This window comes from Cupriavidus phytohabitans (assembly GCF_017815025.1).
Classification (GTDB): domain Bacteria; phylum Pseudomonadota; class Gammaproteobacteria; order Burkholderiales; family Burkholderiaceae; genus Cupriavidus.
The window spans coordinates 108936-132012 of the sequence record NZ_JAGIQB010000016.1; the positions used below are offsets into that span (position 1 = coordinate 108936).

The window sequence follows — 23077 nt, forward strand, 5'->3', positions numbered from 1 at the left end:
TTTTCATGGTGCTTCCGGTGCAACGGGCCGCGCCTCGTACACCAGGTTGAACGGTGTCTGGGCCGCCCTCCGGAAGCTGCCGAAGCCCGCCTGTTCGGCCACGCCGCGCAGGCGCACCTCGCCTGCCTGCGCGCCCAGGCACAGCCCCACTTCCTGCGAACGCGACGCCGGCGTGCAAATGAAGGTCGACGCGGAATAGAACACGCGCCCCACCGGATTGAGGTTGTCTTCCAGCTTGTCATTGGCAAACGGCTCGACGATCAGCCACGCGCCGTCCGGCCTCAGCGTCTCGCGCACGTGCCGCGCCGCGCCAACCGGATCGCCTAAGTCGTGCAGGCAGTCGAACACCGCCACCAGGTCGTAGTCCTTGCCGGCATAGTCCTTCGCGCTGGCCACTTCGAAGCGCACGCGGTCGCCCACCCCCGCACGCCGCGCGGCCTCGGCGGCATGGCGTACCGAAGGCTCGTGGTAGTCGAAGCCGACGAAGCGCGAGGCCGGATAGGCCTGCGCCATGATGATGGTCGAGGCGCCATGGCCGCAGCCGACGTCGGCCACGCTGGCGCCGTCCTTGAGCCGCGCCTCGATGCCATCGAGCGCGGGAATCCATTCCGAGACCAGGTGCGCGGCATAGCCCGGCCGGAAAAAGCGTTCGGTGCCATGGAACAGCGCCGGGTCGTGTTCATGCCAGCCCAGCCCGCGCCCGTTGCGGAAGATATCGATCATCCTGGGAATGGCGCGGAATTGCGCCACGGCAATCTGGAACGCGCCGGGAATGAATGCCGGGCTGCCTTCTTGCGCCAGCGCGAAGGCCTGCTCTTCGTTCAGGCTGAACTCCGCGCTGTCGGGATCGTAGTCGACATAGCCGCTGGCTGCCTGGGCCGCCAGCCATTCGCGCAGGTAACGCGGGTCGGTATGGGTTTTCTGCGCCAGCACGTCGGCGGTCATCGGCTTTTCCGCCATGGCCTTGTACAGGCCCAGTTCATCGCCGACCACCACCGTGGCGGCGTGCATCACCGCGCCGATATCGTGGACGAATTTCTCCATGAAGGCATTCAGCCTCGCCTCGTCGACGCTCATGATGCACCTCCCCGTGCGCTCCCCCGTTCAATATAGGCTGCGGCCCTTAGCCGATACAGCAGGAAATGGCGCGCGGCGAAGCGCCGGGGGCGGCGTCGCGGACACTTGCCAACCCTGTCAAAACGCGCTATAAAGATGCTTCGTCGCACCACAGGCAATCAAGGCGCCTCGAAGTTTTACGGATCTGCGCGCAATTTCCTGCCCTTCTGCAACGCAGCGCAGCATGAATCCAGCGCCTTTCCATAAAATCGAATCAAGCTGACCTCAGCCAACATCCTTTTCCGCCATGTCCGCTAAGTTTTACTTTTACTTCTTTAGCGATCTCACACCGCTGGCGGATAGGGAGGGACGGCTGTAAGCGCCCCGAATACAAAAAAAACCGCCAGCGACCCTGGCGGTTTTTTTATACCCAATTGTTTCCCCACTCTCACGACCTCACAAGAATCCCGGAGCCATCATGCTGAAGAACACCGACGACCTGCGCATTCGCGAACTCAAGGAGCTGCTGCCGCCGGCTCACCTGATCCGCGAATTTGGCTGCTCTGAAGCGGCTTCGGACGTGATCTACGGCGCGCGCCAGGCCATGCACCGCATCCTGCATGGCATGGATGACCGGCTCATCGTCATCATCGGCCCGTGTTCCATCCACGATACCCGCGCCGCGCTGGAATACGCCAAGCTGCTCAAGGTGCAGCGCGACCGCTTCGCCAACGAGCTGGAAGTGGTGATGCGCGTCTACTTCGAGAAGCCGCGCACCACGGTGGGCTGGAAGGGCCTGATCAACGACCCGTACATGGACGGCAGCTTCAAGATCAACGACGGCCTGCGCACCGCGCGCGAGTTGCTGCTGAACATCAGCGAGATGGGCGTGCCGACCGGCACCGAGTACCTCGACATGATCAGCCCGCAATACATCGCCGACCTGGTCAGCTGGGGCGCGATCGGCGCGCGCACCACCGAGTCGCAGGTACACCGGGAGCTGGCGTCGGGACTGTCGTGCCCGGTGGGCTTCAAGAACGGCACCGACGGCAACGTCAAGATCGCGGTGGACGCGATCAAGGCCGCATCGCAGCCGCACCATTTCCTGTCGGTGACCAAGGGCGGCCACTCGGCGATCGTGTCGACCTCGGGCAACGAGGACTGCCACGTGATCCTGCGCGGCGGCAAGGCGCCCAATTACGATGCCGCCAGCGTGCAGGAAGCGTGTGACGCCATCTCCAAGGCCGGACTGGCCTCGCGCCTGATGATCGATGCCTCGCATGCCAACAGCAGCAAGAAGCATGAGAACCAGATCCCGGTGTGCGAAGACATCGGCCGCCAGATCGCCGGCGGCGACCAGCGCATCATCGGCGTGATGGTCGAATCGCACCTGGTGGCGGGCCGCCAGGACCACGTGCAGGGCACGCCGGTGGAGACCCTGACCTACGGCCAGTCGGTCACCGATGCGTGCATCGGCTGGGATGAATCTGTCAAGGTGCTGGAAGGCCTGGCGGAATCGGTGCGCCAGCGCCGCCTGGTGCCGGGCAGCGGCAACTGAGCCATCGCGCGCGCGCCTTGCATGACCACCGCCTACATCCGGCTGTCGTGCATGGCGCCGCCGCTGAGATCCGCCAGTTCCGGCGTCACCTCGGCGTAGCGCAGCAGCTTGCCGCCATGGCGGGCGATAAAGGCGCTGGCATCGGTTTCGGCGCGGAAGCTCGCCAGCGTCGGCCCCATCGATCCGTGGCGCCCACTGCCGGCAACATACACGCCGGTGGTGGCATCGAACCAGTGGCCGCGCGGCCGCTCCCAGTCAGCCCGCGCCATGTCCTGCACGAACACCGCGCGCACCGGCCTGACCTGCTCGGGCCGCAGCAATGCGTGGAACATTTCCACTGTGTCGCAAAACCATTGCGGTCGGGCTTCTCCAGCGTAGAAGATCTGCGCCTTGGGGCCGGGATAGTCGGCCAGCAGCATGCCATCGAGCACGCAGGCGGTGGCGGATTCGATCTCATTCGGTTGCACGGCGCCCTCCGGCTTCTTGCCGCAGGCGGCAACGAAGACCGTGGCTCCGGCCATGGCGAGCATCAGGTGGCGGCGACGCAAAGACGATGGGGAACACATCAGCGGAATCTCCTGGCAGCAAGGACCAGCGGCACGGCAATCCACGCCAGCAGTGCCGCGCCGGTGGGCCAGGGGCTGGCCAGCGCCGGCGGCACGATGCTGGCAACGCCGCCGGCGCTGCGCAACTGGTCGAGTGAAAAGGCATTGACGATGCGGAACAGGTCCGCGGGGTTCAGCAGCAGCAGCCACGCGATCCAATCGGTGCCGGATCCGCTGGCGCCGCCCTCGCCGGCGCCGGCGACCAGCAGCCCGAGCAGCAGCAGGTCGAACACCAGCACGAAAAAGAACCACAGGCCGATCGCCAGGCCCGATGCCTGCGCGCGGTCGCGCGACAGCACCGACAGCCACAGCGCCAGACTCAGGAACGCAAGGCCCAGCAGCCCGGCGCTGGCGACAAAGCCGAGGTAGTGGTACAGGCCCGGCCAGCCGAACTGGCGCGCCAGCAGCACCGCCATCAACGCAAAACCGCCGGCGGTGGCAAGCAGCAATGCGGCGGCCAGCCCCAGGTACTTGCCCAGCAGCAGCTCGCCGCGCGTCAGCGGCAACGACAGCAGCAGGTCCAGCGAGCCGCGCTCGCGTTCGCCCACCACGGCATCGAAGCCGAGCAGCAGCGCGATCATCGGCACCAGGTAGATCACCAGGCTCGCCAGGCTGGTGATGACGAACTCCAGCGAGCGCGGCCCGAGCACCCCCTGCTCGGCGCCACCGAAATAGCCGATCGCCAGCGACAGCGCGGTGAAGACGGCAGCCACGGCGAGAACCCAGCGGTTGCGCATGCGGTCGCGGAATTCCTTGGCTGCGATCGCGGCCACTTGCCTCGCATCGATGCGCGCGTTCATGCCTGCCCCCGCATGCCGAGGAACAGGTCTTCGAGCGAAGGCTCGTGGATCTGCAGGTCCAGCAGGCGCCCCGCCAGCGGCTGCAACGCAGCCAGCACCGGCATCTTGGCCGCAACGGGACAGCGCACGGTCAGTTCCCCCGGCACCCCTTCCACCACTTCGATCCTGTCCCACGCATGCGTTTGCAGCCGGCGCAGCGCGTCTTCGCGCGCACCCGGTTCGAGCCGCAGCGCCAGCGTCAGCGGCAGCCCCGCCTGCGCGCGCAGCGACTCCAGGCTGCCGGTGGCCTGCAAGCGGCCGGCGGCAAGAATGGCGAAGCGGTCGATGCGCTGCTGCAGCTCGGCCAGGATGTGCGAGGTAATGACGATGGTCACGCCACCCTCGCGCAGCGCGTTGAGCATCAGGTAGAAATCGCGGATTGCCGCCGGGTCCAGCCCGTTGGTCGGCTCGTCGAGGAACAGCACGCGCGGTGCGCCGAGCAGCGCCTGCGCGAAGCCGAGCCGTTGGCGCATGCCTTTCGAATACTCGCGCACCGGGCGCGCGGCGGCGTCGGACAGGCCGACCTGGTCGAGCATCGGCGCGCACGCATCCGCCTTCACGCCCTTCAGCCGCGCGAAGAAGCGCAGCGTCTCCAGGCCGCTCAGGTTGTCATAGAGCACCAGATGTTCGGGCAGGTAGCCGATGCCGCGTCGCGCGGCGCGAAATGCGCGGCTGCCCACGTCTGCGCCGGCGACGCGCAACGTGCCATGCGTGGCCGGCAACAGTCCCAGCATCATCCTGAACAGCGTGCTCTTGCCCGCGCCGTTGTGCCCGATCAGCCCGAGCAGTTCGCCTTGCCCCACGCTGAGGCTGATGTCGTCTACGGCGCGCAACGCGCCGAAATGCCGGCTGACGCCGGCGAGCACGATGGCGTCGTGCATATCAATGGCCGCTGGCCTGAGCATCCCAGTCCCTCCAGTTGGCGCGCACCGGGCGCATCCTCGGATAAGCATCGACCACGCCCGGCGCCCGGATCACCGGGAACTGCCGTCCCGCCAGCCGCAGCGCCTGCAGCGCCGGACTGCCCAGCAGCAGCGTCACGCCCGGGTAGCGCCAGCCGAGCCTGTCGACGAGGTCGTTGGCCTGGTATGGCACGTCGCCCACGCCATCGCCGTCGCGATCCCATCCCAGGTAGTTGCTCCAGTAGTTGCCCTGCCCCCGGCCGCCCCACGGCTCGTCGCGCGCGCCCACATAGCGCACCGGCTCGCGATTGGCGATGAAGTCGTTGCCCTGCACCACGTTGCGCGTCGAGCCGGCGGACAGGTGCACGCCGGTCGCGTTGCCCAGCACCAGATTGCCTCGCAGCGTCACGTACTCGACGTCATAGATAAAGAAGCCGCGCTGGTTGCCGGCGACAACGTTGCCTTCGATCGCCGAGTCCTGCAGCGTGCGCAGCATGATGCCGTGGTCGGTATTGCCCCAGGTTCGGTTGTTGCGCACGACCTGGTCGCGCACTTCCATCAGCGCCAGCCCGCCGCGGTTGCGGTAGCTGTCGTTGCCTTCCCACAGGTTGTGGTACGAGTTCATGTAATGGGTGCCGTAGCGGCTGTGGTGCAGCCGGTTGCCGCGAAAGATGGCGTGATGCGAGACATCGACATAAAGCGCGTCGCGCACGAAACTGATGTTGTTGTCGAGGATGCGTGCGCCGCGCGTGTTGTAGAGCTGCACTCCGTTGCCGCGCTGCGCCGAGTTGTAATCGCGCTTGCCGGTGATGGTGTTGTGCTCGATGCGGACATCGTCGGCCTTCTCGATCCACAGCCCGAACAGGTTGTAGGTCAGGTCGCAATCGCGCACCACCGCGCGGTGCGCGCCGGGGCGGATATAGATGCCGGCGTTCTGGTCCTTCAGGCTGTCGCCGGAGTCGCGCACGATCAGGCCTTCGACCACCACGTCGGGCGCGGTGATGCGCAACGTATCGCCGCGCAGTGCGCCGCTGAGCGTGGGCCGCGCGATGCCGCGCAGCACCAGCGGCTTGTCGACGGCGAGGTTGCCGGTGTAGTGGCCGCGCGCGATCTCGATGGTGTCGCCTGCGCCGGCGGCGTCGATCGCCGCCTGCAGCGACTGGCCGGGCTGCACGCGCCAGGTCGCGGCCTGCGCGCAGGTTAGCCATAAGAGCGCAATACCAGGCAGCAGCTTCATGCGGCCAGCATCCCCATCGCCTTCAGCGCCAGGAACAGCACGGCACCGACCAGCAGGTTCTTGAAGCCGACATAGCTGAGCATGTCCATCACGGTGGCGCGCCGGTAGCGGCCGCGCCACCACGGGCCATCCTTGACGTAGCGCTTTCCCGACAGGCGGATCAGCACTTCGTACAGGCTCCAGCCCAGCCACCAGCCGATCACCGCGCCGGCGCGCATTTGTCCGCTGGCGGCCAGCGCCCACGCGACGGTGGCCGCCAGCGCGACCGCGAGCCCCGCCAGCTGCAGCGCGGCGGCGGAGCGCCAGCCCTGGCCGCTCCATGGCCACAAGTGGTCCCACAGCTCGGCGAACCAGCGCGCGGCGCCAGCCGTTGCCGCGTACGGCGGCGCCACCGGGTCGGTCGGCATTCGCGGGTCTGGGCCCGAAGGCTGTGCCGCATCGGCCGGCACCGGCACCAGCGGGATGAAATATCCGTTGCGACCCAGCGGTGTCAGCGGCAGCCCGTCGCGCTCGCGCCGCTTGCGCTCGCGCGCCAGCGGCGGGCAGCCGCGCGTGTCGGTATAGAGCACCATGCAGTCGAGGCAATGCAGGCATTCGCGATGGTCGATGCGGCCGTCGGCATCGATCGCCTGTGAGCCGCAGCCCACCGCGCACGCCTTGCAGTGGTTGCAGTCAGACTTGCGCCGCAGGCCAAACCAGCGGAACGTGCTCGGCATCGCCAGTGCTGCGCCGAGCGGGCACAGGTACTTGCAGTAGGGCCGTTCGATAAACAGCGACAGTCCCAGCAGCGTGCACGCGAACAGCCCGTACGGCCATGCTCGGTTCGGGATGCCGACCAGGAAGGTCGTCTTGAACGGCTCGATCTCCGCAAGCATCTCGGCCAGTCCCATCGAAAACACCGACACCGCCAGCAGCCCGAAGAACACACCGTACTTGACCCACTTGAGCCGGTCATGCCAGCGGCGCGGCAACTGCCGCTGCCATCGCTTCAGTCCCAGGAAGCGGCCCAGCTTGTAGATCGCCTCGGACAGCGAGCCGAACGGACACAGCCAGCCGCAGAACAGGCCGCGGCCGAACAGCAGCACGGTGGCGATGATGAAGATCCAGAAGCAGAAGATAAAGGGATCGCTGAGGAACAGCGCCCAGTCCCAGCGCAGCAGCAGCGCGTGGAACCACGTCAGCACCTGCGTGATCGACGGCTGCGCCATCGCCCCGAAGCCGACAAAGACGATGCTGAGCGCCCAGGCCGTGTACTTGAACGCATTGACTGGCCATTTGTTCTTGTGCGTGGCGCGCCGCGTCAGGCGGTCGCGCAGTGCGTAGACCACCGTGACTGCGCCCAGCAGCGCAATAAACAACGCGATGTTGGTGGCCTGTTTGCGCCAGACCTTGCGCCACGGCGCTTCGGGTTCGTCGATCTGCGGCCGGCCGCCCTGCAGCATCGCTGCCGGCAGCCAGTACGGCGCATCGAAGCTGGCGAAGCTGCGCGTGCCGGTGGCACGGTCGACGCGGTTGCCGAGAAACGACAGCTTCCACGGATACGCCGCGGAAAACGCCGGCGACCGGATCACGAAGATCGCCGACTCGGTCACCGCCGGCGCGCCCTGCGCCGCGACACCGTAGAGATTGAGGTAGTCCAGGTCGCGGAAGGTGAACGCGTCGGCGCCCTGGCGCACCTGCACGCGGTCGTAGATGCCGCCGCGCACGAAGCCCGAGCCCTTGAACGACTCCGCGCCCGCGGTGCGGACCACGAAGATGGCATGCTCGCCGGGCTTCAACTGCGCGCGCAGCCCTTGCCAGCCGGCATCGCCCAGCACGCTGCGGCCAATGTCTGGATGGTTTAGGTCGCCAAACCATAGCTCGATAAAGGGCTCGCCGCCGCCGGGCAGCCCGACTTGCGCCGGCTGCACGAGCAGCCGCTGCACCAGCCCGCTCGTCACCATTTGCTGCCAGGCATAGTGCTTGCCGCTTTCGGCGAACCGCGCCGGCGCCCGCTGCGTCGGAGCCAGAATGCCGACCTGCCGCGCCACCGCCGCGCCCGACGTGGTCAGCACCTGGTTCTGGGCGATCACCGTCACGGTGGCGCCGGAAATCGCATCGACGCCGACCACGCCCTCGTCCGGCCGCGACTGGCCGACTTCGATCTTGTCGGCCACCGACTTGCCGACGTACTGGCGGTTGAAGTCGAGCAGCGCCGATTCCGGGATGCCCAGCAACAGGATCGGCTCGGAATGCTTCAGTACCCTGACGCCCGTGTACTGCCCCCGCACATCCATGCCGATCAGCGTCACCACCGGCTTGCCGGAATACGCCGGTGTATCGGTAATGTCGGTGGACAGCATCACGTAGCCGAGCAGTTCGCGCTTGCCGTCCGCGCCGGTGCGATAGCCCTCTACGTAGGGCGGTTGTCCCTTGCGCGTGGAGAAGCTGGTCGCGCCGGGCAGCACTTCGGTGCAGGGCGCCAGCGCGCACAGGTCCGCCGCGGAAGAGAGTTCCGGCGGCAAGGCTGCCTCATATGCGCCGGCGTGTGCCGATGCAGAAAAGCCAAGCGCCAGCAGGAATACGGCGAAGCACGCCGCAAGCCAATCGAGAAATGCGTGGATCATGGAATTGGGGGCAAGCGGATGACCTTGCGCGGCGGCACGCGCCGCGCAAGGTCATCCACGCATGCCGTCTCAGGCCTCGACGATCATGCGGCTGCGCATCTCAAGATGCAGCGCGTGGCAGAAGTGGGTGCAGTAGCACCAGAACACGCCGGGCTTGTCGGCGATGAAGGTCACCGACGCGGTCTCGAGCGGATTGACGATGAAGTTGATGTTGTACTTGGGGATGGCAAACCCGTGCGTCAGGTCTTCGATCTTGTCCAGGTTGGTCAGGATCAGCGTGACTTCGTCGCCCTTCTTCAGCTTGATCTCGCGCAGCGAGAACACCGGCGCCTGCGACGTGATCTTCACCGTCACCTTCCTGCCGTTGCGGAATACGCCCGACTGCTGCGGATCCTTCACCGCCAGCGGGAAATCATCCAGCGCATAGACCTGTTTGGGCCGCAGCAGCTCGCGACGGAAGATGATGAAGTCGTGCGGTTCGCTATGCACCGGGTGGTCCGCCAGCAGCACCATCTTGTCGCCCGAGATATCGATCAGCTGCTCGTTCTCGGCATGCAGCGGCCCCACCGGCAGGAATCGGTCCTTGGAGAACTTGCAGCCCACGGCCAGGAACTTGCCGTCGGCGGCGATCGTCTCGGACTGCGAAGCGTTCAGGTGGCCCGGCTGGTACTGCACGTCGAGCCGGTCGACCACGTACTTGGCGTTCTTGTCGCCCTTGTGGAAGCGGATGGCAGCATCAATGTTCCATTTGACGATCTGGCTGTCGAGGAACAGCGTGGTGTAGGCATTACCACGCCCGTCGAAGGCGGTATGCAGCGGCCCCAGGCCCAGCTCGACCTCGGCGACGATGGCCTCATCGGGCGTCTCCAGCTTGCCGTCGAACCAGTCCAGCACCTTCGCCAGTTCGATCACGGTGCCGGTCGGCGACAACTTGCCGGCGCAGATGAAGTACTTCTGGTCCGGGCTGGCATTGACGCCGTGCGGGTTCTTCGGCACCGAGACGTAGGTGGTCAGCGCGGTCTTCGGGTCGGCGTTGGCCGCGTGCGTGCCGTCGACCACTGGCACCTTCGAGTCGCCGATGGTCTTGAACTTCCCATCCTTGATCGCCGCCTCGATGCGGGCGATATTGAAGAACAGGCAGGCGTCGCGCTCGGCCGACATCATGTCTTCATAGCGCGCGCCCATCTCGACGTTGTACTGATTGGTGGCGGCCAGCTTGCCGTCGTACGAGGTCGCGACGAGGTCGCAATTGCCGTCGATCAGCACCTGCCAGCGTACCGCCATCGTCTCCGCATCGACACAGGTGAAGAGCGAGCGGTACTTGCCGGCGTCCTCGGTCGGCGTATTGGGCAGCGGCAAAGCGAACTCCGCGCCGCAGAACACGCGCGTGGTGTAGTTGATGTTCGCGTCGACGGGATCGCGCTTGTCCGGGAAGATGCCGTGGAAGCCTTGCACGTTGGGCAGGTCCGTGATCTTGTCGCAGACGAAATAGTCGAGCCGGATGCGCGCCAGCCGTGCGTTGATCTTGTCGTTGATCCACGCGTAGCGGCCATCGTAATTGCCGTCCTTGTACGAGGCATGCACATGGTGCGTGTCGCCGACGTTGTACAGCACGTTGCCGTCGGGGCGCGTGCCCATCACGCGCTTGGATTCATTGGTGATGCCCCAGCCGGTCAGCGCATCGGGCACGAAGCACGGGATGCGGTGCAGCTCGCGCCCCGAGGGCAGCCCCAGCACGCGCATGTCGCCCGCATGGCCGCCGCTCCACAGGCCGTAGTAGGTATCAAGCTCGCCCGGCTTCAGGTGCACCGACGCACCGGCATGCGCGCTGCCCTGTCCCGCGTGCGCACCGCTGGCCGGGGTGGCCGCGGTGGGCGCTCCGCCCTTGTCCGTGCACGCCGCCACGCCGGCCAGCCCGGCCAGCGCCGCGGTATTGATAAAGCGCCGTCGTCCCGGTGCCGCCGGTGCATCGGTGTGTGCCAGTGGGTCTTGGGAATGCCTCGTCATCTTCGATCCTCGAACCGTCATTGCAAAGGGCGGAGGGCTCCGCCTGCTCTCTTCGTTGTGTGGGTGGCCTGATGTTGCCGGTTACAGATAGTCGAAGCAGTTGGCGTGAACGAGGTTGACGCTCGTCATGGATCTTTTAAATATTCATTTTTGATGCATGTTTTTTCCGAAGACTGCCCGGAGAATGGCGACACCACAACGTCAACGACTAACGCGGCATGCGCCGCCCATCCTGTCATGCGCGCCAAGACCCTACCGGCTACGCTGTCTTCTTCCTCTCGCATCGACGCCATGCGGCGCAACGTAATGCGCGCCGCCGCGGCCAGCGTGCCGATGCTTGCCACCGCCATGTTCGTCAGTCCCGCGCTGGCCGATGCCACGGTCACACGCGCATCGCGGCGCCTGCTGGGCACGCAGGTCGATATCGTGGTGCAGGACAGTTCTTACCTGGCAGCAAGGTCCGGCATCGCCGCCGCCTTTGCAGAGATGGGCCGACTGGAGCGATTGATGTCGCGCTACCGGCCGGACAGCCAGGTCAGCGCCCTGCAGCGCGCAGCGGGCCGGCAGCCGGTGCCGGTCGCACTGGAACTGATGGCAGTGCTGCAAGCGGCGGCGGCACTGTCGGCGCGCACCGGTGGCGCGTTCGACATCACCGTCGGCGCCTTCGCCGGCTGGCACTTCGGTGAAGACAACACGCGCGTGCCGACTTCCGCCGAGCTGGCACGCGAGCGGACGCTGGTGGACTACCGGCAGGTCATGCTCGACGAACGCCGCGGCGAAGCGATGCTGCTGCGCCCGGGCATGCGCCTGGACCTGGGCGGCATCGCCAAGCTGCCGATCCTGCAGGCGGGAATGCAGGCGCTGCGCAGGCACGGATTGCGTCATGCCATGATCAATGGCGGCGGCGATGTGCTGGCGAGCGGCCAGCTGCAAGGGCGCGACTGGCGCGTGGGCGTGCGCGATCCGCGCTCACCGGCGCGGCTGCTGGGCGTACTGGCGGTATCCGAAGCCGTGGTCGCGTCATCGGGCGACTATGAGCGCTGCTTTGTCGCCAACGGCAAGCGCTACCACCACGTGCTCGACCCTGCCACTGGCATGCCGGCGGCGGGACCGCGTGGCGTGACCCTGGTGGCTTCACAGGCCACCGCGGTCAACGGCCTGGGCGCTGCGTTGATGGTCGCTGGCCAGTCCGCCGCGGCCGGGCTGCTGCACGGTGCAGCCGGCGTCGACGCGCTGGTCGTCGGCGATGCCGAGCCCTGGACCACGGCAGGGATGCGCCGCCGGCTTGCAAGTGTGGCGGCGTAGACGCGCTGGCGCGCTGGCGCGCCGACCCTCCGCCCAATAAGAAAAAGCCGCCTGTACCAAGGCGGCTTTTCCCTCTGCGACGGCGCGGCAGTCACCGCGCCACGGCTTACTTCTTCAGCACCAGGTCGCCCGGCAGCGACTCGATATACGCAGCGATATCCTTCAGCTCCTTGCGCGTGAACGGACGCGGCTTGCCGTCCTTGCCGGTCACCGCCGGATTGGCGTTGACCTGGCCGGCCATGATCGCATTGGAGCGGCCCACCAGCGCGTTACCCGACACCTGGTACGACATCATCGCATGGTACAGGTAGTCGGCATGCTGGCCGGCCAGCTTGGGATAGTCGGGCGAGATCGGCTTGTTCAGGCCCTCGCCGTGGCAGGCCACGCAGGCACCCTTTTGCACCAGCGCCTTGCCATTGGCGAGGTCGGCGGCCGAAGCCGGCAATGTGGCGGCACCCAGCACGAGTGCGCCGAGCGCGATCGAAAGCGTCTTGAGCGTCTTCATGATGGGTCTCTTACTTCAGGGCGTTGTTCTGGGTGTTCGGCTTCTGCTGCGAGTAGTAGGCCGCCACGTTGGCGATGTCCTGCTCGGTCAGCGTGGCGGCGATGCTGCGCATGGTCGGGTGCTTGCGCTCGCCCTTCTGGTACGCCTTCAGCGCATTTTCGATGTACTTGGCGCTCTGGCCGCCCAGCAACGGCACTTCATAGATCTCGGGGAACGACGCACGGTAGCCCGGAATGCCGTGGCATCCGATGCACATTGCAACCTTGTCCTTGGCAGCGTCTCCATTGCCCTTGACTTCCTGTGCCTGCGTGGCCGTTGCAGCCACGCCCAGCACCACCATCGTGAGGAGCTTTTTCATTGTCTTTGCGGATTGGAAATTAAACCGTGCGTGACCTGCCCTGCCGGGCGGAGACGGTTTCAGAATGCTTCTGGGGAAAGCCTGGCTGCCGATGGGGTTGCAAGAGGTGCAACCTGCCAGACCCGCCCAGACATTCGGCATCCGGGATCATTGCCGTGATGTGGAACACCATTCTGGAACCACCTCGCGCAATCGCCGCGACCCGGTCGGGCCGCTGGGACTTCTGAGCGCGGACTGCCGGATACTGGAGAACTGGACGTGGGGGCGCGTCAAACCGGCGCATTGTACCGCAGGCGACACCTGGCAGTCCAGCAACCGCCCGCCGTTGCGTACCGTCTGTCAGCCCCGTCCAACACGAACAGCAAAGGTCTTTTATACTGGCCCATTCCGGTAAAGCGCACGACCGTTCGCAGACGTTCGGCACTGAGTCCGGACGAACCACACCGCCCATAATGAAAGCGCGCGTGACAGCGCGAAGAGACTGCGCCAAACACGCCAACCCGGCCCGAACCGACCAGGACAGGGCCGTCACCTCCAGGTTGCCTCATGTCAAACACCGCCAACGCTTCCGCCCAAGCTTCTTCCGCCCAGCAGGCCCGTTTCGAGGGCAGTGACCAGTATGTCGCCACCGACGACCTCAAGCTGGCCGTCAACGCCGCGCGCACGCTGCAGCGCCCGCTGCTGATCAAGGGCGAGCCCGGCACCGGCAAGACCATGCTGGCCGAGGAAGTGGCCGCCGCGCTGGACATGCCGCTGCTGCAGTGGCATATCAAGTCGACCACCAAGGCACAGCAGGGCCTGTATGAATACGACGCGGTCTCGCGCCTGCGCGACTCGCAGCTCGGCGACGACCGCGTGCACGACATCCGCAACTACATCGTCAAGGGCGTGCTGTGGCAGGCCTTCGAAGCCGACCAGCAAGTGGTGTTGCTGATCGACGAGATCGACAAGGCCGACATTGAATTCCCCAACGACCTGCTGCGCGAACTCGACCGCATGGAGTTCTATGTCTACGAGACGCGTGAACTGGTCAAGGCGAAGCGCCGTCCGCTGGTGATCATCACCTCGAACAACGAGAAGGAACTGCCGGACGCCTTCCTGCGCCGCTGTTTCTTCCACTACATCAAGTTCCCGGACGCCGACACCATGCAGCAGATCGTCGACGTGCACTACCCCGGCATCAAGCGTGAGCTGGTCGCCGCCGCGCTGGAATCGTTCTACGAGATGCGCAACCTGCCGGGCCTGAAGAAGAAGCCCTCCACCTCCGAGCTGATTGACTGGCTCAAGCTGCTGATGTCCGAGGACATCCCGCCCGAGGCGCTGAAGAGCCCGGACAAGAAGGCCGCGATCCCGCCGCTGCACGGCGCGCTGCTGAAGAACGAGCAGGACGTGCACCTGTTCGAGCGCCTGGTATTCATGAACCGCGCCAACCGCTGAGCGAGCTGCCTGTCATGACCGCTTTTGCCAATCCCGTGACCCTGGCCGGCAAGCACGCCACGCTGGAGCCGCTGCGACCCGAGCATGCCGACGGCCTGCGCGCCGCGTGCGCCGACGGCGAGCTGCACAAGCTCTGGTACACCAGCGTGCCCGCGCCCGAGCGCATGGAAGCCGAGATCGCGCGGCGCCTGGGCCTGCAGGACCAGGGCTCGATGCTGCCGTTCGCGGTGCGCGACGCCGCGGGCGAGCTGGCGGGCATGACCACCTACATGAATATCGACGCGGCCAACCGGCGCGTGGAGATCGGCTCCACCTGGTATGCGCGCCGGGTCCAGCGCACGCCGCTGAACACCGAGTGCAAGCTGATGCTGCTCGGCCATGCCTTCGAAAAGCTCGACTGCATCGCCGTGGAATTCCGCACGCACTGGATGAACCAGCAGAGCCGCGCCGCGATCGCAAGGCTGGGCGCCAAGCAGGACGGCGTGCTGCGCAACCACCAGCGCATGCCGGACGGCTCGTTGCGCGACACCGTGGTGTTTTCGATCATCGCCAGCGAGTGGCCGACGGTGCGTCAACACCTGCAATTCCAGCTTGACCGTCCGCGCTGAAGCGGCCGCCTATCACAGAGCAAGGCATCATGCTGATCGACTTCTTCTTCTCGCTGCGCCACGCCAAGCTGCCGGTCTCGGTCAAGGAATACCTGACCATGCTGGAAGCGCTCAAGGCGCAGGTCATCACGCCCTCGATCGACGAGTTCTACTACCTGTCGCGCATGACGCTGGTCAAGGACGAGAAGCACTTCGACAAGTTCGACCAGGCCTTCGCCGCCTACTTCAAGGGCGTGGAAAGCCTGGTCGACTGGAAGTCCGACATCCCGCTCGACTGGCTGCAGAAGACGCTGGAGCGCGAGCTGTCGGCCGAGGAGAAGGCCAAGATCGAGGCCATGGGCGGCCTCGACAAGCTGATGGAGCGCCTCAAGCAGCTGCTCGAGGAGCAGAAGGAAAAGCACGAGGGCGGCAACAAGTGGATCGGCACCGGCGGCACCTCGCCGTTCGGGCACGGCGGCTACAACCCGGAAGGCATCCGCATCGGCGGCCCGAGCAAGGGCAACCGCACTGCGATCAAGGTGTGGGAAGCGCGTACCTACAAGGACTATGATGACCAGGTCGAGCTGGGCACGCGCAACATCAAGGTCGCGCTGCGCCGCCTGCGCCGTTTCGCGCGCGATGGCGCCGACACCGAACTGGACCTGGACGACACCATCCACTCGACCGCGGCCAACGCCGGCCTGCTCGACATCAAGCTGCGGCCCGAGCGCCACAACAAGGTCAAGGTGCTGATGCTGATGGACGTGGGCGGCTCGATGGACGACCACATCAAGCGCGTGGAAGAACTGTTCTCGGCCACCAAGACCGAGTTCAAGCACCTGGAGTACTACTACTTCCACAATTGCCTGTACGACTACGTCTGGAAGAACAACCGCCGCCGCCACGCCGAGAAGCTGGCGACGTGGGATCTGCTGCACAAGTACACGTCCGACTACAAGATCATCTTCGTCGGCGATGCGACCATGAGCCCGTATGAGATCCTGCAGCCCGGCGGCTCGGTCGAGTACAACAACGCCGAGGCCGGCGCGGTGTGGCTGAACCGCATGACCGAGCAGTTCCCGCATTTCGTCTGGCTCAACCCCGAGCCGGAGGGCCTGTGGCAGTACCGCCAGTCGATCACCGTGATCAACCAGCTGATGAAGGGACGCATGTATCCCGTCACGCTGGCGGGCCTGGAGCAGGCGATGAAGGTGCTGTCGAAATAAGAACTGCCTGGTTTGCTCCCTCTCCCGCTTGCGGGAGAGGGAGCAAACCGCCCGCAACCTGGGCATTTCAGTGACCTCCGGCGACCTCAGCCTGGCCGCGCCAGGTCCGCGCCTTCCATGACCCAGGCACGGAAAGTCCGCAGCGCCGGCAAATGCTGCTTCTGCTCCGGGTAGCACAGGTAATAGCCCTTCTTGGCCAGCACCTGCGCCGGATGCGCGACCACCAGCGCGCCGGTATCGAGTTCCTGTTCGATCAGGCAGCGCGGGATCAGCGCGATGCCCAGCCCCGACAGCGCCGCCTGTGTCAGCAGCGAGAACTGGTCGAAGCGCGCGCCGCTCCACGCCTGGCGGGTGGCCACGCCCAGCGTGGCGAACCAGTCGGGCCACGCCTCGGGCACGGTGGTGTGGTGCAGCAGCGGGTAGCGCAGCAGCGCATCTGGCGTGCGCGCGACGCCGTCAGGCTCATCGGCCAGCAGGCCCGGGCGGCAGACCGGCAGCACTTCGCGTCCGGTCATGTAGTCAGCCAGGCTGCCTGGCCAGACGCCATCGCCGAAGCGGATCGCCGCATCGAGATCCGGCTCGGAAAAATCGTAGCCCTGCGCATGCGGCACGAATTCCAGCGTCACCTCCGGATGCCGGGCAAAGAACTGCGGCAAGCGCGGGATCAGCCACTTGGCGCCGAGCGTGGGCATGCTGGCGATGTGCAGCACGCCCCCGCGCCCCTGGCGCGCCATCAGCTCGACCGTGGCCGCCTCCAGTTCGTTAAGGCTGGGGCCGATGCGCTCCAGGTAGCGCGCACCGGCATCGGTCAGCACCAGCCGCTGGCGCACCCGCTCGAACAGTTCGATCCCCAGGTAGGCTTCCAGGCTGCGCACTTGCTTGCTGATAGCACCCTGCGTCACGTGCAATTCGCGCGCCGCCACGGTAAAACTGTTATGTCGGGCCGCAGCTTCGAACGCCTGCAACTCGGTCAGCGACGGGCACATACGCCGCATACATCACCTCGACTTCACGACCAATTGGAATGAGCTAGGGATTTTATTTCGTTTGCGAGGGGCTTGCCTGGACGAGCAGAATCGTGAAACCGCCTTTGTCTCTTTCTCGATACCTTTCCCCACAAGACATCATGCAACGTCGCCACCTGCTCCGCACCCTGGCCGCCGCCTCGGCCGCCCTCGCCACCGGCCTGTCCTTCAGCGCCGCCGCCCAGTCCGGCTATCCGGCCAAGCCGATCACGCTGGTGGTGCCCTTCCCCGCCGGCGGCACCACCGATATCGTCGCGCGCATCGTCGCCGACAAGCTTGGCCAGCAACTGGGCCAGGCCGTGGTGGTCGACAACCGCGGCGGCGCCGGCGGCAGCATCGGCACCACCTTCCTGTCCAAGGCGGCGCCGGACGGCTACACGCTGGGCATTGCCACGGCCTCGACCCATGGCATCAACCCTGCGGTCTACCCGCGCCTGTCCTACGATGCAACCAAGGACTTCACCACCATCACCAACCTGGCCTCGGTGCCGAACGTGATGAGCATCAACCCGGCGGTCAAGGCCACCGACATGAAGTCTTTCATCGCGCTGGCGCAGTCGCAGCCGAACAAGCTGGCCTATGGCTCCGCCGGCAACGGCAGCGTCTCGCACATGATGGGGGAACTGTTCAAGATGAGCAGCAAGACCGAACTGCTGCACGTGCCGTACAAGGGCGTGGGCCCGGCGCTGAACGACGCGCTGGCCGGCCAGGTGCAGGTGCTGTTCGACAACCTGCCGTCGTCGCTGCCGTTCATCGAAGGCGGCAAGCTGCGCGCGCTGGCCGTGGCCGCGCCCAAGCGCGTGGCGGCGCTGCCGAACGTGCCGACCTTCGCCGAGCTGGGCCTGGGCGAGGTCAACGACGCCGCCTGGTTCGGCCTGATCGCGCCCGCCAACCTGCCGGCCGACATCCAGAACAAGCTGCATGCCGCCGCCGTCAAGGTGCTGGCGACGCCGGAGGTCAAGGCCAAGCTGGAAAAGCTGGGCGCGACCCCGGTGGGCGACACCCCGGCCCACTTCGCCGCGCAGATCAAGAGCGAAGTGGCCAAGAACAAGCGTGTGGCCGCGGCCGCCAAGATTTCGCTTGACTGACCCCTGGCGCAGCATCATGACCGATACCGACCGAACCACCGCGGATAGTCCGTTCTTCCTGTACCAGCCGGACGGCGAGCCCGCCCCGCTGTTCCTGGATTCGCCGCACAGCGCGACCACCTACCCGACGGACTTCCGCCCCGATCCCGCCCTGCCGCTGCCGCTGCTGCGGCAGGCCGAGGACACCTTCGTCGATGAACTCTATGCCGGCGCGCCGGCGCGCGGCATCCCGCTGCTGTGCGCGGGCTTCCCGCGCAGCTACATCGACGCCAACCGCGCGCTGGAGGAAATCGACGAAGCGCTGCTCGAGGCCCCCTGGCCCGGCGCGAAGCAGGAAACCTCCAAGACCCGGCTCGGCAAGGGCCTGGTCTGGCGCGTGCTCGACAGCGGCGAGGCGATCTACGACCGCAAGCTCGCCGTGGAAGAAGTGCAGGCGCGCATCAACCGCTGCTACCTGCCCTACTACGCGCAGCTGCAGAAGCTGGCCGATCACGCCGTCTCCAGCCACGGCAGCGCCTGGCACATCAACTGCCATTCGATGCCGAGCCGCGCCGCGCAATACGCGACCGAGTTCCCTGGCCTGGAGCATCCCGACTTCGTCGTCGGCGACCGCGACGGCACCACCTGCGACAAGCGCTTTACCGACCGCATCGAAGGCGTGCTCAAGGACATGGGCTACGAGGTCTGGCGCAACCACCCGTACAAGGGCGTGGAAATCGTGCGCGTGGTCGGCCAGCCGCAGGCCGGGCGCCACAGCCTGCAACTCGAGGTCAACCGCAAGCTGTACATGGATGAAGTGGGCCTGACCCACACCGCCGGCTTCGCCAAGCTGCGCCATGACCTGAACGCACTGCTGGACGATTTGCTGCGCTTTACGCGCGCGATGCCTTCGCGCGTGGCCTGAGGCGTTTGCCAACGCACCACGGCCGGGCCGCGCGGATCACCGCGGACCGGTCGTGCGGGTTCCCCGCAATTGTGCAGCGTGGGAAATATCTGCTAGAAAGCAGGCCGCTTCCTGCGCGTCGTCATTGCGTTAGAAGAATAGGTAACAAGATTTAGGAACTTTGCCGGATAGGTTTCCTCTATCATGGCATTCCTTTGCGAAGCTACCCGGCCTGCCGGCCCCGCGCCGGCAAGCCAATCCCAGAACGCAAACACCGCAAACACTGTGATCCGACGAATTTCCGAACTGCTCGGCAGCCGGCTCCGCATGGTGGCTGCCGCGGTGGCCGGTGCGATCGGGCTGGCGGGCTGCGCCAACATGCCGGCCGACGAGGCCGCCGCCCAGGCCCCTGCCGCTGCCCCGACGGGCGCTCCCGCCAGACCTGCCGCTCCCGCTCCCGCGGCCACTTCCACGCCGCCCACCAAGACCATCACCCTGCCCGACCGCGGCCGAGTCAGTCTGTCCGAGTACCGCGCACGCATGCGCGAGCAGCTGATGAAGACCGAGAACGCCAGCAGCGACGTGGCCGATTGCGCCGCACACGCCAGCTGGGTGGTGCCGCGCTCGGCCACCTACGATGCCCTGAAAATCCCCACCGGCGCGCTCGCCGCCGGGCAGGCCATGACCGAGCCCTGGAGCGGACGCTTCTCGCCCGGCAAGCAGGCCGTGCCGGTCAGCACCGTGGTGACGTTCAACGCCACCGCGCACAAGCGCCGCGGCGACGACTGGCAGCCCGTGCGCGTGCGCTGCGGCTACGACGACGGCATGATGCTGGCGTACGAGCTGCAGGACCCCAGCGGCGCCACCATCAGCGAACCCGCTGCCGCGCCGGCCGTGCCCATGTCGAGCCAGGCCACGTCGTCCGGCAAGAGCCGCAAGGGTGCAAAGGGCAAGAGCACGGCGGCGTCGAAGTCGAGCAAGTCATCGGCGGCCAAGTCGACGAAGTCGGCATCCGGGTCGGCGAAGACAAGCAGCAAGACCAAGAAGAAGCAGTAAGCGCTCGGGCGCTTGTGCGTGCGCTTGTTCTCTCCCCTCTCCCATTCATGGGAGAGGGGCGGGGGTGAGGGCAGGCCTCTCCACGAAGCGAGACGTCACGATGCTTGCCATGCGCCGGCCCTCACCCCGGCCCCTCTCCCGCAGGCGGGAGAGGGGAGCAAACCTGCAACAGCCAAAGGCCTCAGCCCAGATAATCCAGGATCGCCTGCAGCATCGCCGTGCCCAGCAGCGCACTGCGCGCGCCGTTCCAGCCCACCGCCGCATCGGGCAGATCGGCGTTGTCCTTGAACGGCATTTCCAGCGTCAGCGCCAGGCAGCCGAAGGTATGGCCGATGTACTTGGACGCGAGCTTGAGCGCGTCGGCGTTGTACTTGCTGGCGGCGTAGCCGTGTACGTCCTGGAAGTCCGGTGAAGCGCGCTTGAAGGCTTCGATGAAGCGCTGCTGCTCGCGCCGGCGCGCCTCGGTAAAGCCGGGCAGCATCTCGCTGCCGGCGACGAAGTTGTACGGCAAGCCCTCGTCGCCGTGGATATCGAAGAACATGTCACACCCCGTGGCCTCGATGGCGCGGCGTACATGGTAGACCTCCGGACTGATATCCGCGCTGGGCGACATCCATTCGCGGTTCAGGTTGGCGCCAGCGGCATTGGTGCGCAGGTTGCCGCGCGCCGAGCCATCCGGGTTCATGTTCGGCACGATATGTAACACGGCGCGCTCGAGCAGCTTGCGCGCCACCGGATCGCCGGCCCAGCTGCCGGTACCTGTCAGCCGCTGCAGCACGCCCTCGACAAACCATTCGGCCATGCTCTCGCCCGGATGCTGGCGCGCAATCATCCAGATGGTCTTCTTGCCGGGCCCGGGCTGGCCCAGCGTGACGCGGGTCATGTCGCGCCCGTCGACAGTGCTGCCCAGATGTGACAGTTGCGCCAGCGGCGAACGCTGGCAGCTCGCCAGCAGCGACAGGTGGCGCTCGTCGGGATAGGGCTCGAAATACGCGAACCAGACGCTGTCGTGCCCGGGCGTGAATTCCACCGTCATCACCTTGCCGTCGAAGCGGGTCGGCACGCGGAACCAGTACGCGCGGTCATACGAGGCCACCGCGCGGTAGTCACGCCAGCCGTCCGGGTAAGTGCAGTCGCCCGCGTTGAGGAAGTGCATCCGGCACGCCTGCCCCGCCGCGCCCTGCAGGCGGAAGTGGAACCATTGCCGGAAGTCGGCGTGCGAATCGGCGCGGATGCGCAAGCGGATATCGTCGGCACGGTCAAGCGCCTCGACCTCGATGGCACCCGAATCGAAATGCGAGGAGATGTGCAGGGCGGAAGGCATGGCTGGCGGTCTCGTTGCGTTAGGGTTCAGTCTTCGAGGGTTTAGTCTTCGAGGGTTCAGTCTTCCAAGCGGCGGCGGAACACCCAACGGCCGGCGTCGGAAGCGGAGGCATCGAAGGCATAGCCGTCCTCGGCGAAGCGCTTGAGCTTTTCCGGCTCGGTGATGCGGTGCGTGACCGCGTATCGCGCCATCGTGCCGCGCGCGCGCTTGGCATGGAACGAGATGATCTTGTAGCGCCCGCCCTTCCAGTCCTCGAACACCGGCGTGACGATGCGCGCCCGCAGCACCTTGGGCCGCACCACCTTGAAATACTCTTCCGAAGCCAGGTTGACCAGCACTTGCGAGCCTTCCTGCTTCAGCGCGGCCATGTCGCCGTTGATCATCTGCGTGACATCATCGCCCCAGAACGCATAGAGGTCCTTGCCAGCGGCGTTGTCGAGGCGCGTGCCCATCTCCAGCCGGTAGGGCTGCATCCAGTCCAGGGGGCGCAGCACGCCATACAGGCCCGACAGGATGCGCAGGTGCTTCTGCGCGAAGCCGAGGTCCTCGGCGGTCAGCGTCTTCGCATCGAGACCGTCGTAAACGTCGCCGTTGAAGGCCAGCACCGCCTGCTTGCTGTTGGCGGCGGTGAACTCCGGCGACCACTCGGCATAACGCGTGACATTGAGCACGGCGAGCTTGTCGGAGATGTCCATCAGCGCGCCCACGTCCTGCGGCGCGAGCTTGCGCAGGCGCTCGATCAGCGTGGCGGAACGGTCGATGAAACGCGGCAGCGTATGGGTCTTGATGCGCGGGGGTGTCTCGTAATCCAGTGACTTGGCGGGAGACAAAACGATGAGCATGGCAAAATCGCGGCAGTAGCCAAGGACAAACCAGCCAAGATTGTAGCGAATGCGCCTCGACAGCACCGGAACCGACCATCCCGCCAGCCCCGCCGGCGTCACATCTGCCCCAGCGGGCGCGCCCTGCGTGGTGCTCGACTCGAATATCTGGGTCGACCTGCTGGTGTTCCGCGACCCGCATGTCGAGCCGATCCGGCACGCGCTGGAGGCCGGCACCATCGCCCCGGTGATCCGCGCCGATTGCCGCGAAGAGTTGCGCCGCGTGCTGGCTTATCCGCAATTTGCCCGCTTCGAGGTCGATATCGACACCGCGCTGGCCACCGTCGATCGCCTGACCCGCCTCGAACCGCTGCCGCCGCAGGACGAGGCCGACGCCATCCGGCTGCCCCGCTGCAAGGACACCGACGACCAGAAGTTTGTTGAGCTGGCCCACTTTGCCGGCGCCGCGTGCCTGGTATCGAAGGACAAGGCGGTGCTCAAGCTGCGCAGCCGCCTGCGCCGCTCCAGCGGCGTCGAGGTGCTGACGCCGCCGGGCTTTGGCGCCTGGCTGGCCGCTCAGGCCGGCACCACCGCCGACACGACCGCCGATCCGCTTTAGAATTGCCGGATCGCGCGGGGCCGGTTCGGCACG

At 66.3% G+C, this 23077-nt stretch carries 21 protein-coding genes; 9 read left to right on the forward strand and 12 right to left on the reverse strand.

The window, feature by feature from the left end:
- Positions 1 to 3: 3 nt before the first annotated feature.
- Positions 4 to 1077: a class I SAM-dependent methyltransferase gene (locus tag J8I34_RS13640; RefSeq protein ID WP_209770791.1), complete on the reverse strand. Its 1074-nt coding sequence runs from the start codon at positions 1075 to 1077 to the stop codon at positions 4 to 6.
- Between the two features lie 457 nt (positions 1078 to 1534).
- Here J8I34_RS13640 and aroG point away from each other — a divergent pair, with 457 nt between their 5' ends.
- A complete protein-coding gene (aroG, locus tag J8I34_RS13645) occupies positions 1535 to 2614 on the forward strand; it encodes a 3-deoxy-7-phosphoheptulonate synthase AroG (protein ID WP_029046831.1) in 1080 nt (359 codons plus the stop codon).
- A gap of 32 nt (positions 2615 to 2646) precedes the next feature.
- On the opposite strand, the gene J8I34_RS13650 is transcribed toward aroG, so the two are convergent.
- The 6 genes from J8I34_RS13650 to nosZ form a co-directional block, all read right to left on the reverse strand.
- The gene (locus J8I34_RS13650; protein WP_029046830.1) at positions 2647 to 3180 is read right to left on the reverse strand and encodes a nitrous oxide reductase accessory protein NosL; all 534 of its coding nucleotides are present in this window, start codon (positions 3178 to 3180) and stop codon (positions 2647 to 2649) included.
- Positions 3180 to 4019 carry an ABC transporter permease gene (locus J8I34_RS13655; RefSeq protein WP_198030811.1) on the reverse strand — a complete coding sequence of 280 codons (840 nt, stop codon included), beginning with the start codon at positions 4017 to 4019 and terminating at the stop codon, positions 3180 to 3182. Before J8I34_RS13655 ends, J8I34_RS13650 begins: the two co-directional genes overlap by 1 nt.
- The gene (locus J8I34_RS13660; RefSeq protein WP_245175921.1) at positions 4016 to 4939 is read right to left on the reverse strand and encodes an ABC transporter ATP-binding protein; all 924 of its coding nucleotides are present in this window, start codon (positions 4937 to 4939) and stop codon (positions 4016 to 4018) included. Before J8I34_RS13660 ends, J8I34_RS13655 begins: the two co-directional genes overlap by 4 nt.
- A gap of 1 nt (position 4940) precedes the next feature.
- Positions 4941 to 6197 carry a nitrous oxide reductase family maturation protein NosD gene (locus J8I34_RS13665; RefSeq protein ID WP_209770795.1) on the reverse strand — a complete coding sequence of 419 codons (1257 nt, stop codon included), beginning with the start codon at positions 6195 to 6197 and terminating at the stop codon, positions 4941 to 4943.
- Entirely contained in the window at positions 6194 to 8803 is a 2610-nt protein-coding gene (locus J8I34_RS13670; RefSeq protein ID WP_209770797.1) for a NosR/NirI family protein, read from the reverse strand. The genes J8I34_RS13665 and J8I34_RS13670 overlap by 4 nt, the downstream gene beginning before the upstream one ends.
- A gap of 69 nt (positions 8804 to 8872) precedes the next feature.
- The gene (gene nosZ, locus J8I34_RS13675) at positions 8873 to 10810 is read right to left on the reverse strand and encodes a TAT-dependent nitrous-oxide reductase (RefSeq protein WP_209770799.1); all 1938 of its coding nucleotides are present in this window, start codon (positions 10808 to 10810) and stop codon (positions 8873 to 8875) included.
- A 291-nt stretch (positions 10811 to 11101) separates the two neighbouring features.
- Between nosZ and J8I34_RS13680 the strand changes: the two genes are divergently transcribed.
- Positions 11102 to 12115 (forward strand): FAD:protein FMN transferase, encoded by a 1014-nt coding sequence (locus J8I34_RS13680; RefSeq protein WP_209770801.1) that lies wholly within the window; start codon positions 11102 to 11104, stop codon positions 12113 to 12115.
- Between the two features lie 106 nt (positions 12116 to 12221).
- Here the strand turns inward: J8I34_RS13680 and J8I34_RS13685 are convergent, their stop codons facing one another.
- A complete protein-coding gene (locus J8I34_RS13685) occupies positions 12222 to 12620 on the reverse strand; it encodes a c-type cytochrome (RefSeq protein ID WP_029046823.1) in 399 nt (132 codons plus the stop codon).
- A 10-nt stretch (positions 12621 to 12630) separates the two neighbouring features.
- Entirely contained in the window at positions 12631 to 12978 is a 348-nt protein-coding gene (locus J8I34_RS13690) for a c-type cytochrome (RefSeq protein WP_209770803.1), read from the reverse strand.
- 546 nt (positions 12979 to 13524) lie between these two features.
- Between J8I34_RS13690 and J8I34_RS13695 the strand changes: the two genes are divergently transcribed.
- Genes J8I34_RS13695 through J8I34_RS13705 form a run of 3 tightly spaced genes read left to right on the forward strand, consistent with a single transcriptional unit; the run spans position 13525 to position 16228 of the window.
- Positions 13525 to 14415, forward strand: coding sequence for an AAA family ATPase (locus tag J8I34_RS13695; protein WP_029046821.1), 891 nt, complete (start codon positions 13525 to 13527; stop codon positions 14413 to 14415).
- A 14-nt stretch (positions 14416 to 14429) separates the two neighbouring features.
- Positions 14430 to 15023 carry a GNAT family N-acetyltransferase gene (locus J8I34_RS13700; protein ID WP_209770805.1) on the forward strand — a complete coding sequence of 198 codons (594 nt, stop codon included), beginning with the start codon at positions 14430 to 14432 and terminating at the stop codon, positions 15021 to 15023.
- Between the two features lie 29 nt (positions 15024 to 15052).
- Complete coding sequence (locus J8I34_RS13705) at positions 15053 to 16228, forward strand: vWA domain-containing protein (protein WP_029046819.1); 1176 nt, start codon at positions 15053 to 15055, stop codon at positions 16226 to 16228.
- A gap of 86 nt (positions 16229 to 16314) precedes the next feature.
- On the opposite strand, the gene J8I34_RS13710 is transcribed toward J8I34_RS13705, so the two are convergent.
- Positions 16315 to 17223: a LysR substrate-binding domain-containing protein gene (locus tag J8I34_RS13710; RefSeq protein WP_029046818.1), complete on the reverse strand. Its 909-nt coding sequence runs from the start codon at positions 17221 to 17223 to the stop codon at positions 16315 to 16317.
- Between the two features lie 131 nt (positions 17224 to 17354).
- Here J8I34_RS13710 and J8I34_RS13715 point away from each other — a divergent pair, with 131 nt between their 5' ends.
- From J8I34_RS13715 to J8I34_RS13725, 3 genes are all read left to right on the forward strand, one after another.
- A complete protein-coding gene (locus J8I34_RS13715) occupies positions 17355 to 18341 on the forward strand; it encodes a Bug family tripartite tricarboxylate transporter substrate binding protein (RefSeq protein ID WP_209770806.1) in 987 nt (328 codons plus the stop codon).
- Positions 18342 to 18357: 16 nt separating this feature from the next.
- Entirely contained in the window at positions 18358 to 19245 is an 888-nt protein-coding gene (locus tag J8I34_RS13720) for an N-formylglutamate amidohydrolase (RefSeq protein WP_029046816.1), read from the forward strand.
- Between the two features lie 264 nt (positions 19246 to 19509).
- On the forward strand, positions 19510 to 20280 hold the full coding sequence (locus J8I34_RS13725) for a BspC domain-containing protein (RefSeq protein ID WP_369796418.1): 771 nt from the start codon (positions 19510 to 19512) through the stop codon (positions 20278 to 20280).
- A gap of 181 nt (positions 20281 to 20461) precedes the next feature.
- Here J8I34_RS13725 and J8I34_RS13730 read toward each other — a convergent pair whose 3' ends face one another.
- Both J8I34_RS13730 and yaaA read right to left on the reverse strand, forming a co-directional pair.
- The gene (locus tag J8I34_RS13730; RefSeq protein WP_209806257.1) at positions 20462 to 21604 is read right to left on the reverse strand and encodes a M14 family metallopeptidase; all 1143 of its coding nucleotides are present in this window, start codon (positions 21602 to 21604) and stop codon (positions 20462 to 20464) included.
- A gap of 56 nt (positions 21605 to 21660) precedes the next feature.
- Complete coding sequence (gene yaaA, locus J8I34_RS13735) at positions 21661 to 22446, reverse strand: peroxide stress protein YaaA (protein WP_209806258.1); 786 nt, start codon at positions 22444 to 22446, stop codon at positions 21661 to 21663.
- A gap of 49 nt (positions 22447 to 22495) precedes the next feature.
- On the opposite strand from yaaA, the gene J8I34_RS13740 reads away from it, so the two are divergent.
- Positions 22496 to 23044: a PIN domain-containing protein gene (locus tag J8I34_RS13740; protein WP_029046812.1), complete on the forward strand. Its 549-nt coding sequence runs from the start codon at positions 22496 to 22498 to the stop codon at positions 23042 to 23044.
- Positions 23045 to 23077: the final 33 nt, after the last annotated feature.